Annotated in this window: 10 protein-coding genes; 7 read left to right on the top strand and 3 right to left on the bottom strand. The window is 45.2% G+C overall.

Annotated elements, in window-relative coordinates; translation table 11 throughout:
* Positions 1 to 11 precede the first annotated feature (11 nt).
* From A3IE_RS0100640 to A3IE_RS0100625, 4 genes are all read left to right on the top strand, one after another.
* Positions 12 to 1,541, top strand: a complete 1,530-nt coding sequence (locus tag A3IE_RS0100640) for a complex I subunit 4 family protein (protein ID WP_020393633.1) — start codon at positions 12 to 14, stop codon at positions 1,539 to 1,541.
* 3 nt (positions 1,542 to 1,544) lie between these two features.
* Complete coding sequence (locus A3IE_RS0100635; protein WP_020393632.1) at positions 1,545 to 3,056, top strand: complex I subunit 4 family protein; 1,512 nt, start codon at positions 1,545 to 1,547, stop codon at positions 3,054 to 3,056.
* Between the two features lie 61 nt (positions 3,057 to 3,117).
* On the top strand, positions 3,118 to 4,065 hold the full coding sequence (locus A3IE_RS0100630) for an esterase-like activity of phytase family protein (protein ID WP_020393631.1): 948 nt from the start codon (positions 3,118 to 3,120) through the stop codon (positions 4,063 to 4,065).
* 34 nt (positions 4,066 to 4,099) lie between these two features.
* Complete coding sequence (locus tag A3IE_RS0100625; protein WP_020393630.1) at positions 4,100 to 5,215, top strand: S1C family serine protease; 1,116 nt, start codon at positions 4,100 to 4,102, stop codon at positions 5,213 to 5,215.
* 2 nt (positions 5,216 to 5,217) lie between these two features.
* On the opposite strand, the gene msrB is transcribed toward A3IE_RS0100625, so the two are convergent.
* Entirely contained in the window at positions 5,218 to 5,673 is a 456-nt protein-coding gene (gene msrB, locus A3IE_RS0100620) for a peptide-methionine (R)-S-oxide reductase MsrB (protein ID WP_020393629.1), read from the bottom strand.
* Positions 5,674 to 5,868: 195 nt separating this feature from the next.
* Between msrB and A3IE_RS0100615 the strand changes: the two genes are divergently transcribed.
* The 3 genes from A3IE_RS0100615 to A3IE_RS0100605 all read left to right on the top strand — a co-directional run bounded on the left by A3IE_RS0100615 (position 5,869) and on the right by A3IE_RS0100605 (position 7,764).
* Positions 5,869 to 6,480: a protoglobin domain-containing protein gene (locus tag A3IE_RS0100615; protein WP_020393628.1), complete on the top strand. Its 612-nt coding sequence runs from the start codon at positions 5,869 to 5,871 to the stop codon at positions 6,478 to 6,480.
* 85 nt (positions 6,481 to 6,565) lie between these two features.
* Complete coding sequence (locus tag A3IE_RS0100610) at positions 6,566 to 7,132, top strand: chalcone isomerase family protein (RefSeq protein ID WP_020393627.1); 567 nt, start codon at positions 6,566 to 6,568, stop codon at positions 7,130 to 7,132.
* Positions 7,129 to 7,764 (top strand): phosphoribosylanthranilate isomerase, encoded by a 636-nt coding sequence (locus tag A3IE_RS0100605; protein WP_033406106.1) that lies wholly within the window; start codon positions 7,129 to 7,131, stop codon positions 7,762 to 7,764. The genes A3IE_RS0100610 and A3IE_RS0100605 overlap by 4 nt, the downstream gene beginning before the upstream one ends.
* Positions 7,765 to 7,829: 65 nt before the next feature.
* On the opposite strand, the gene A3IE_RS0100600 is transcribed toward A3IE_RS0100605, so the two are convergent.
* Both A3IE_RS0100600 and A3IE_RS0100595 read right to left on the bottom strand, forming a co-directional pair.
* A complete protein-coding gene (locus A3IE_RS0100600; RefSeq protein WP_083900557.1) occupies positions 7,830 to 9,311 on the bottom strand; it encodes a FimV/HubP family polar landmark protein in 1,482 nt (493 codons plus the stop codon).
* A 207-nt stretch (positions 9,312 to 9,518) separates the two neighbouring features.
* Entirely contained in the window at positions 9,519 to 10,928 is a 1,410-nt protein-coding gene (locus tag A3IE_RS0100595; protein ID WP_020393624.1) for a hypothetical protein, read from the bottom strand.
* Between the last annotated feature and the right edge of the window lie 19 nt (positions 10,929 to 10,947).

Below are 10,947 nucleotides of genomic sequence, written 5' to 3'. Positions count from 1 at the left end.
AAGGACTGTGCATGATCACGTATATCGAAACTTCTCATGCTTGGCCTTTATTAGGATTGTTGCAATTAACGCCATGGCTGGCGGCATTGCTATTAATTCGCCTACGCGGGCAAAGTGCTTTTATGGTGGCGAGTATTGCGGCCTTACTCGAATTGGCTTTAGCGATCACCTTATATTGGGGCTTTGACAGTAGCCAAGCCTTCAGTGTGATGCAATACGCGGAACAGGTCAAACTATGGCGCGCCCTACAATACCATGCAGCGGTTGACGGTGTGAGTGTGTTATTTGTATTGCTCACCGCCGTGTTGGGTTTCCTATCCATCGTGTTTATGGTGTTTCGTAATCAGCATGGCAGCGCCATGTTGGGCATTGTGATGGCGATTCAAGCCACCCTCATTAGTCAGTTTGTCACCCTGGATTTATTGTGGTTCGTGATGGCTTCAGCCTTACAAATCCTGTTTGTCGCTTATCTCACCAAACGCTGGGGAACCACGGAAGATATTACACCCGTCCTAGTGCGCTTTCTGCAATTTATGGGCGTGGGCTTAGTACTGCTCATGATTGCTACCTTATTATTAGGCTGGAGTCATGCCACCCAGCAGAAAGTTTGGTCTTTTGACTTAATCCAGTTGTCACGTGTGCCTGTAAAAGAAGAAATCGCGCCCGTGGTATTTTTTGCCTTGTTTTATGGTTTAGCGGTACGTGTTCCCTTATTTCCCTTCCATGGTTGGCTGCCTGATTTTATTAAGTTCGGCAATATTGCCATGGCACCCATTGCCTTGTTGGGCATGAAAGTCGGTATTTATGGCCTCTGGCGCTTTGCTTTGATTCTCACGCCCCAAGCGGCGTGGCAATGGCATAAAGTTGCGGTAATTTTTGCCGTCACAGGCGTGTTTTATGCCGCTTTATTAGCCCTGCGCCAGCAAAATCTCCGCAGTCTCTTAGCATACGCGGTCGTCAGTCATACTGGCATTATTACCATTGGTTTATTCAGCCTTGATAAGGTGGCAATAAAGGGCAGTCTCTTAATGTCACTGAATACAGGTTTGGCGATTTCCAGCTTGCTGTTTATGACAGGCTTGATTTGGCAACGCACCCGCACCACAAATTTAAATCGTTTAGGCATGATGTTCGATTATATCCCCATGGTAGGCATTGCATTTTTTGTCGCAAGCCTTGCGATTGTGGGGATGCCCGGAACCCCGGGTTTTGATGCGGTGCATTTTGTATTAGAAGGGGCAATTGCAGGTATTGGTGCACCGATTACGATTTTGGCGGCCTTAGGCAATTTAATTGCGGCCGGTTTTTTATTGCGTGCTTTTCAACGGGTGTTTTTATCCTTGCCGGAAGCGGATACGACACATTGGAATACCAAACCAGCCGAATTAACTGAAAAAATCTTAGCCACGACCGTAATCTTTATTACGCTTGCCGTTGGTTTTTACGACGCGCCTTGGTTAGCATTAATTGAAACCCCTACTGAAGGCGTAGCGGCATTCATTAAACAGGCTAATCATTTAGGGTATGAGGCAGGGCATTAAACGATGAATGAATTAGTGGCTGTCACGGTGCCCTTATTGCAAGCAGATTTTCCTTGGTTGAGTTTATTATTATTGCTATTGCCTTTAGGCGCAGGCATTACACTTCTCATGCCTGCACGCGAAGCACGCTGGACGAGTTTAACCACCGCCATAGCTGCTTTTACAGTTAGCCTTTGGATAGTCTTTCAATTTGACCCCCAACAAAGTGGCTTCCAGTTTGTGGAACGCAGTCCATGGATTCCTAGCCTACATATTGAGTATTTGCTCGGTGTTGACGGGCTTTCTTTATTATTGTTGCCAGTTACAACTTTATTATTTATGGCGGTGATTATCAGTAGTTGGAACGCGATGCGTTTTCTGCCCAACTTATTCTTTTCACTGCTTTTATTATTTGAAGCCTGCCTAATAGGAATTTTTAGTGCATTGGACACTGCGCTATTTTTTCTATGTTGGGAGTTGAGTTTACTACCTTTATTTTTCTTAGTTAGCTTATGGGGCGCTGGCCCCAATCGCCGTCATGCAGCGGTGAAATATACCTTATTCATGATGTCAGGGGGCGCTGCAATTTTGCTAGCCTTTATTGCACTGGCCGTACAAGCTCCCGAAGGGATTGGCTTTGATTACACGCTCTTACTGCAAGTGGTACATCAGCCTAATTTTCAGTATGAAACGGCTATCTTTTTCCTATTGCTATTTGGTTTTGCCCTGAAACTCCCGACGGTACCATTTCATGCTTGGCTGCCTGTTTTGGCGCAAGAAGGGCCTGCTAGTGTGGTTGCCACCGTTGTGGGTTTGAAGGTAGGCGTCTATGGATTAATCCGCTTTGCCTTACCGCTAGCGCCTAGCGCTGCTCAAGATTACCAATGGCTTTTAGTCGGTATGGGAATGCTTAGCGTGTTATATGGCGCTTTAGCTGCCTTGAGCCAAACCAACTTGCGCCGTATGTTAGCCTATTCCAGCTTAAGCCATGTCGGTTTAGTGGTATTAGGGGTGGCTAGTTTAACGCATGCGGGTATTCAAGGCGCTATTTTTCAACTACTCAACTTTTCCTTAATCGCTAGCGGCTTATTCTTAATCTTGGCTTTTGTCCACCAACGTTTAGGATCAACAGAATTTTTAAATTTAGGGGGTATAGCAAGCTCCATGCCCTTACTCGCCAGTTTATTTTTCTTCTTCGGTGTAGCGAGTATTGGTTTACCACTCACCAGTGGTTTTCCAGCTGAGTTTTTGCTGATCATGGGCATTGCGGAAACGCATCTGGGGGCAGGTTTGTTGTCGTTAGCGGCCATGATTATTACTGCAGCTTATTTTTTAAGTAGCTACCGACAGAGTTTCTTAGGGGCGGTTCGCCATGCAGCGGTGGCACAGTCGGTGGATTTAAAACCACGCGAGCTAGCGGCTTTATGGTTATTAGGCGTGCCTATTTTAGTCTGGGGTTTTTATCCACAGGGTCTATTGAGTATACTTCAAACCAGTAGTACCGATTGGCTCAGTCATATCTTAATGCAGCAGTAACTTGTCAGTGACGCGGCGCTTAGGCAGTATTTAGCTAACTTTTTTAATTGAAGCTGGATTCATGATTATAAAAATAAATAAACGTAGCGGAGTGCGTGCTGCGCTGCTTGCTTTACTGTTGTCAGCTTGTTCCGCACCGTCTTTAAAAGCAGAAGATAGTGCTTACCAACTGACTATTTTGGATCAAATCACCCTAGCACGCGATACGCTGAATCAGCAAGTCATCACCGAGCTTTCCGATTTAGCATGGGATGCAGATGAGCAAGTTCTGTATGCGATTTCGGATAAAGGCATTTTGTTTCACTTTAAATTATCCATTAAAAATAATAATTTGAACGTCAAACCTATCGCAGCCTTCCCTTTAGTCGATGGAAAAGCTAAGCCCCTTAAGCCACGTGATGCGGAGGGTTTGACGGTATTGAATGATCAAAATGGACGTAAGGGCGATTCGCAGTTGGTAGTTGCTATGGAAGGCATTCCGCGCTTAGTGCGGACTGACACAAAAGCGCGCCAAATCGGGGAAGACCCACTGAATCCCTTGCTAAAAAATCGCAAATTGTATCGTAGTGGCAATGACATGTTGGAATCAGTCATTTTTCATCCGCGTCTTGGACTGTTGACCGCGCCCGAAATGTCATTAAAAACCCAAGCGGAAACGATGCATACGATTTATTCCCCAACCCGTACTTGGTCATTTCCCGCTTATCCCTCTGCCAAAAGTTCGATTACGGCCTTGGAAGTCTTGCCAGATCAGAGCCTCTTAGTATTAGAGCGAGCATGGGCGGGGTTTCCGAATCCTTTTGTCATTAGTTTAAGGCGAGTGGATATTTTGAATTGCAAACCCAAGACCCCTTGTGCTGTACAAAACTTAGCTGTTTTTTCTGGCCTTCTATCCATTGATAATTTCGAAGGTCTGACACATATTAAAGATAATTTATACTTGATGGTCAGCGATGATAATCAAAGTGACTTACTGAGTACTAAACTAACCCTATTCAAAATAGACTAAGCGCCATCCCTGCGCGATCCAAAGTGAGTGTGATATGCAAGTGAATCCGATGGTCAAGAATATACTGTGGCTGCTGATTGGCGCTTCTCTAGTCATAGCCGCCGTAGCGATTTGGAATAATCGAGCCGAAGGGGAAGCTGCTCAGCCTCGCACGGTTGGCAAGTCACTAGGATTCAGTTCAGAAGAACAGCGTATTATTGATATTTTTGAGCGTAATAGCCCTTCTGTGGTTTATATCACAACCACGCAGCGTGTCGTTAATCGCTGGACACGTGATGTCATCGAGCAACCTAGTGGTACGGGAACCGGTTTTATTTGGGATAAACAAGGCCATATCGTTACCAATAATCATGTGGTTGAAGGTTTTAAATCCGCCAAAGTTCGTCTATCCGATCAGCGTATTTTTACGGCCGATGTAGTGGGAGTGAGTGCACAACATGACTTAGCCGTTTTAAAAATTCGCGAACGTAAAGATATTCCCCCGCCTGTCCAAATTGGCAGTAGCCGTGAGCTCAAAGTAGGTCAGACCGTATTGGCGATTGGTAATCCTTTTGGTTTAGACCACACCTTAACAACGGGCATTCTGTCTGCGTTAGGGCGCAGTATTGAAGCGGAAGGTTCTAGTAGCATGGCTGATTTAATTCAAACCGACGCTTCTATTAATCCGGGTAATTCTGGTGGTCCTTTACTCGATAGTTCGGGGCGTGTGATTGGGGTAAACGCTGCTATTTATAGTCCCTCGGGTGCTTCAGCCGGCATTGGTTTTGCGATTCCGATTGATACGGTGAACCGCGTTGTGCCCCAATTGATTCAAAATGGACACTATGTACGCCCGATTTTAGGCATTACCATGAATGATGATGTGAGCACGCGTGTCAGTGAACGTCTAGGCGTCAAAGGGGTTTTAGTATTGGATGTCGCGCCGAATTCACCTGCGGCTAAAGCCGGTCTGCGCGGTACAGCACTGACTCAAAACGAAGAACTCGTATTAGGCGATTTTATTCAAGCGATTGATGGCAAACCTATTACTAAGAGCAGTGACTTAATTACTATTCTAGATGGCTACCAATTAAATGATACAGTGAAGCTAAGTTTATTGCGGGATTCGCGCCCCATAGAAGTTGAGGCGCAGTTGACCTTGCAAAAATAAGCTTAGGTCTTCACTTTTTTAAGCGCTAACGCATTCATGCAATAGCGCAAACCGCTAGGTGCTGGGCCATCAGGAAACACATGGCCCAAATGCGAATCGCATACATTGCAGATGGTTTCAATACGTTGCATACCATGTGATTTGTCCTCACGATAAGCAATCGCATTGATTTTCACGGGTTGGGTAAAGGATGGCCAACCTGTCCCAGAATCGAATTTTTCACGCGCATCAAATAATAAATTGCCACAGGCCGCGCATTCGTATTGTCCTGCTTCAAACAAACTGCACATAGTAGAGCTAAACGGTCGCTCAGTCGCTTGTTGGCGAGTGACTTGATACACATCTGGGGCTAACACTTCTTTCCATGCAGCATCGGTCTTTTCAACGCGCCGCTCAGGCTCTGGATTAGCATGACGTGCATAGTTCAATACATCCTGCCAAGTCAGTATATCGGCCATCTCATCTTCTCCCAAGTAGAGCTGAATTTACATAATGACTCTTAAGGCGCTTCGTGTCTAATAGTAAGGAAATTAGCAGGATAGTGCGTGGCTTGGTGATTTTTATCAAATAAATATTGGCATTGGTTGATTTTTAATCTAAAGTCTGAGCCAAGCTATAGCTCAATTCGGACTTTTTTATGCAGAATTTATTCCATGAATTTAGATGAGTTAACCACGCATATACTCGAAAAAATACCTCAAGTTATGTTTCCCACCGTGGCAGATGCGCAACTAATTCGCGCTCACCGAAGCTTTTTTGAAAAGCATGAAGCAGAATTGATTAAAGGGTTTTATGACACCTTGTATCAAGAGCCAGTGATGCGCATGAAGTTAAAGCTAGAAGAACGTAAGCAGCGTGAGCATTCCTTAAGGCAATGGTATCGCGTCACCATTGGTGGCAATTTTGATAGAGACTATTGGAACTGGCAGACCTTTGTCGGTATAGTGCATGTGAAACATGAAATTGCCAATTCGGCTTTTCTGAGCATGTGGGGTTGGATGCTGACTTTTTTAAGTGAGCGTATCTTCCAAGAATTGCCATCCCAAGAAGCACAAGCGCTTTTGAATGTATTGCAAAAGTTGCAAGTAGTTGTTACCAGTTTGATTGTTGAAAGCTTCATTATCACAGAGCGTGAAGCTATCAAACGCTCTTCCGGCCTAAAAGAAACGTTATTGGCACGTTTTGTCTATCTAGAAATTGACCAATTGCTTAAGCAAGGGGTAGAAATTATTCAGGGTTACACCTTATCAGAAAAATTGGCGTAATCGCTTGCTAGAATCCACTAGCCGAGCTTGATACAGGCATGTTATACATGGTTTGGGCAATTACACCAATAGAGAGGAGACCCCTATGTATAAAGTCATCAAACGTTGGTCAGCAGGTTTAGTATTAGCTTGTTTATTCATGCCATTAGGTAGTTATGCGGCGGATGCTTTTCCCGCGCAACAAGCCTTTGCTGGGCAGAATTTAAGCCTTAACGGTAAGGGCGTCCGTACCAAATTACTGTTTAACTTATATACGGCTGGATTATACCTAACAGCCCCTAGTACCGATGCCAATGCCATTTTAAAAAGCAACGATCCGATGGCGATTCGTTTGCATATTACCTCGGGCATGATTACGAGCGAAAAAATGGAAGAGGCCGTGCGCGAAGGTTTTAAGTTATCAGCAGGTAATCAGGCAAGCGCTTTGCAGCCACGTATTGAGCAATTGATTGCTGTGTTCAAAACACCGATTAAGCAAGGCGATATTTACGACCTCGTGTATAAGCCCACCAATGTTATCGTGGTAAAAAACGGTAAACCGGCTGCGACTATTGCGGGCGCCGATTTTAAAAGTTCACTTTATAGCATTTGGCTAGGTGCACGACCGGTACAAGGCAATTTAAAACAAGCTTTATTAGGAGCGGGGCAGTGAGGCAACGCTGTCGGGTAAAGGTTTGCGGTGTGACTTCCGTTTCCGATGCACAGATAATTAGTGCAGCGGGTGCTGATGCGATTGGCTTAGTGTTTTATAGCAAAAGTTCGCGTTATGTAACACCTGAGCGGGCGGCTTTGATTGCAAAATCGTTGCCGCCGTTTGTAGCCAGTGTGGGTTTATTTTTGGATGCTGAGGCTGATGTTGTGCGAAGCGTGTTAGCACAAGTTCCTTTAAATCTGTTGCAATTTCACGGTTCAGAAACGGCTGAGTTTTGTGAGCAATTTAATAAACCTTATCTCAAAGCGCTGGGTATGTTAGGTATGACTGACGCTGATGCTTTGGCAAGCTATATGGCCCAATATCCGCAAGCGCAGGCGTTTTTGGTAGATAGTCATGCGCCCGGCGCGGCAGGTGGTACCGGCAAAACCTTCGATTGGCAAACCTTACCTAAACACACTATGCGCCCGTTGATTTTAGCGGGTGGCCTTAAGCCTGACAATGTGCAAGAAGCCATTCTGACGACCGGTGTTTACGCGGTCGATGTGAGTACGGGTGTGGAAGCAAGTCCAGGGATTAAAGACCCGATGAAAGTTCAAGCATTTATGCAAAATGTGTATAAAACCTTGTGACTATGATTTGTGTTGCAATAAAAAAGGCGGTTAAAAAAACCGCCTTTTATTTTTAGCGATGAGTCTTAAGCACTAGCCGGTTTAGTCTCAGGGCGTCCCAATTCATCCGCTTTGGGTGTTTCTACTGCGGGTGGCGTGGATTCATTTGCCGCATGAATCGCTGGCTCAATTTTTGTTAAGGTCTGCGGCTTTTCCGGAACAGGCTTCAATTCTTCCAAGCGGCGACGCATACGCTCAGCAATACGCTTTTCTTCTTCTTCCAAACGTTGTAGTTCACGTTGACGTTGATGAGCGCGCCACACCAAGGAAATAATAAATAGCAGTGAAGCCAAAGCAATTAGCCAAGTAATGGGAGAAATGCTAGAACGAGAGCTTGGCTGTGATGCAGTGGAGTTAGTGATGCTTTGAGGGCTTGCCATCATTTGCGTAATAGGAACACCAGAGCTTTCGCGTACCGCATTGCTGGCTTGTTTGCTATCAGTACCTAGTACAGGCTTAATTGGTGTAATGGCTTCAGTGGGCGTATTTGTAGTCGGTTTGCCATCTTCCATCCAAACACTAACTGGACCAGGGGGGGCGGGCGGTGTTGCTGTTTTCCCTGTTTCTGCTTGAGCGTTACTCGCTTGTGGGACTGTCGTGGTTACAGTCGTTTCTGCTTTATTCGCGGGTGCTACAGCGGGAGGTATCGTAACCGTTTCGCTAGGCACTTGTTGCGTTTCTACTTCTGCTAATTTTAAGACAGCCTGACCAGATGCCTGTGGCTTAGCGCTCGCCACACTCGCAGGACTCAGTTCTTTTAGCTTCTCATATAAGCGCATATTATCAGCATGTTGCGATTTAATCGCCTCGCTCGCACTTTTCAAAGCAGCCTGTAAGGTTTTGATATGATTATCTTTTTGCTCAAGAATCGTCTTTAGCTCGGTCAGTTCAGAACGTAAGGCATTAATTTGCTCTTGAATCTGCGCATTTTCATTACTCGCTGGGGCTGTTGGTTTACTTTGCAGAACTTTTAATTGCGCGGTTAATTCAGCATTTTGTTGTTGAGTCTGCTTGAGTTGTGTTTGCAGCTCATTAACCTTGCTCTGTAATTCTGTGCTACTGGGTTCATTATTCGTCACTAAGGTGCTACTAGGTGCAACGGTAGCTTTAGCATTCGGGTCAGCCACACCAGCGCTTAAGCCTGCCGGACGATAGGGATTGCGATGATTGCGTAAACCGCGACGCCAAGCACGGTTTTGCTGAGCAATATCGCGTAGCGTCGCATTACGGTTATAACGCTTAATATCGTCAATACTAGGCAAGGTCAGATAAGCGCCTTTCTGCAAAGTATTGATATTACGGCTATTAAAAGCATGAGGATTGTAGTTATACAGTGCGAGCATCGTTTGCTCGACACTGATACTAGGATCAGGATTTAATTTTGCAGCCACACTCCACAACGTTTCATTAGCAGTGACTGGCCCATAAGTGGATGAAGTGGGCGCTGCGGTCAACGGCATCGATAATGCTAGCCCTAGTAGCATCATCAGCAGTATTCGTTTAAACATATTCGGTCGCTTCGTTTGGTTGCTAGGTAATGATTATAATGGCAAGTTGATTCTTGCTAAGCCCTTAAAAGCTGTAGCTTTAGTTATAGCCGATTCTGCCACCGAATGCTGTCAGCGAATAGATATTAACCACAACAAAGCGGATTTTTGGCGAAAAAACCAAAATTTTAGGTTAAAAATAGGATAACCAAGGATATTTACTAAATTTTAGCTATTTAAAAAACGCTCTGCCAAAACATACTTGGGTTTTCCCATCCCACCGTCTGCATTCAATTGTATGACTGTCTCACTGGCTAATTGTTCCAAGATCGACTCAGCCATTTTTTGCTTTTCGGGCTTCCCTATTGTGGAGGCTTGAATACCCAGTGCAGCACCTTTTTCACGAATAATAAGGGTGACTGCATCGGTGACAGGGCGTACTGTTGGTTTTAGCTTGCCGCGCATGATCTGATGACGAATATCACTATAGATAATTTGAAAGAAGCGTTTCTGGGTTAGGTCATGCACCTTATCCGAGTAGTGGGTGGGTAAAACTGTGGTATTTAAGCTAGGTGCTGCGGGCGCTTGTTGAAAGCTCATATTCGGCTGAGTGGGTGCTAAGTTTGAAGCAGCATTTTCATTATTCAATGGCTCTGCTCTGTCGGGGACTGTTTCAGCACTTAAGGGCTGCTGAAACTGTTGTTCCATAGACAAGGATTCAGGCGTTTTTAACCACTCTGGATGAATCAATTGGCCTTGCGTGTCGCGCCCTAATAAACGTAGAGCAGCTTTGTGATCAGCGACATAAGCGCCGACAAAATGAAAGGCGTACTCAAAGGTTCCAATAATAATCAGTGAAAAAAGAAACGAGGCCCAAATGCCGGTAATGCCTAAAAATTCTTTAATCAGGCGAATCATGGCGTAGTGTTTGTCTTCGTCATATTCCAAGGATTTGGCTTGTGCAATAGCACTATTGAGAATAATGGAGCGATTTTGGCCTTGCTGACTCACTTGATGCGCATAAACCTCAACAAGACGTTGGTAGTCTGCAATTTGTCGGTCAATGGTACGCTGCGAGTATTTTACTGCATGGTGATTGGCATGTTTTTGTTCTTGAAGGTTTTTCCAATAGGCGAGCTGGGCTTGAGCATCAGCATAAGCTTTTTGTTCACTAGACAAGTTTGAGGCTGCGCCAGCCACTTGGCTAATACTATTAACAGCGGCTTGGAAGACCGCAGAATTTTCCGAACGATGACGCACGGTCGCATCTTCGCGTTCCATGGATTGGGAGATTTCCGAAAAAATTCCGAAAAATACCACAATGGCGGTGGCTACGACGACGGCTGGGCCTTTATAGCCAGATTGATATAAAAAGGCTTGTGCAGCGGTGATCACAGCGGTAATGCCTAAGCCAACGCTTGCATTTAGCCATTGTTCCGAGGTCCATGTTTCGGGTTCTAAATTGCCACCTGCAAAGTATTTGACCACAAAGAAAGCGGAGGCTAAGAACGCAGCTACCGCAGCAATCATGAGCCAAGTTTGAGCATTTTGATAATCTTTTAATAAGTCGTACAAGGACTTTTGGCTAGCTAAGAAAGCTGGCCGGTCGAAGCTGGTTTTCATAGCCTGATCGTCCATTATTGCTCATCCTTTATCA

It is taken from the genome of Thiolinea disciformis DSM 14473, from assembly GCF_000371925.1.
Lineage (GTDB): Bacteria > Pseudomonadota > Gammaproteobacteria > Thiotrichales > Thiotrichaceae > Thiolinea > Thiolinea disciformis.
This window is presented reverse-complemented; position numbering and strand designations above follow the sequence as displayed.

Excerpts from the sequence above, each read along its gene's own strand:
- A3IE_RS0100595 (WP_020393624.1), bottom strand. The coding sequence starts at position 10,928 with ATGGACGATCAGGCTATGAAAACCAGCTTCGACCGGCCAGCTTTCTTA.
- A3IE_RS0100600 (WP_083900557.1), bottom strand. The coding sequence starts at position 9,311 with ATGTTTAAACGAATACTGCTGATGATGCTACTAGGGCTAGCATTATCG.
- A3IE_RS0100635 (WP_020393632.1), top strand. The coding sequence starts at position 1,545 with ATGAATGAATTAGTGGCTGTCACGGTGCCCTTATTGCAAGCAGATTTT.
- msrB (WP_020393629.1), bottom strand. The coding sequence starts at position 5,673 with ATGGCCGATATACTGACTTGGCAGGATGTATTGAACTATGCACGTCAT.
- A3IE_RS0100640 (WP_020393633.1), top strand. The coding sequence starts at position 12 with ATGATCACGTATATCGAAACTTCTCATGCTTGGCCTTTATTAGGATTG.
- A3IE_RS0100610 (WP_020393627.1), top strand. The coding sequence starts at position 6,566 with ATGTATAAAGTCATCAAACGTTGGTCAGCAGGTTTAGTATTAGCTTGT.
- A3IE_RS0100630 (WP_020393631.1), top strand. The coding sequence starts at position 3,118 with ATGATTATAAAAATAAATAAACGTAGCGGAGTGCGTGCTGCGCTGCTT.
- A3IE_RS0100625 (WP_020393630.1), top strand. The coding sequence starts at position 4,100 with ATGCAAGTGAATCCGATGGTCAAGAATATACTGTGGCTGCTGATTGGC.
- A3IE_RS0100615 (WP_020393628.1), top strand. The coding sequence starts at position 5,869 with ATGAATTTAGATGAGTTAACCACGCATATACTCGAAAAAATACCTCAA.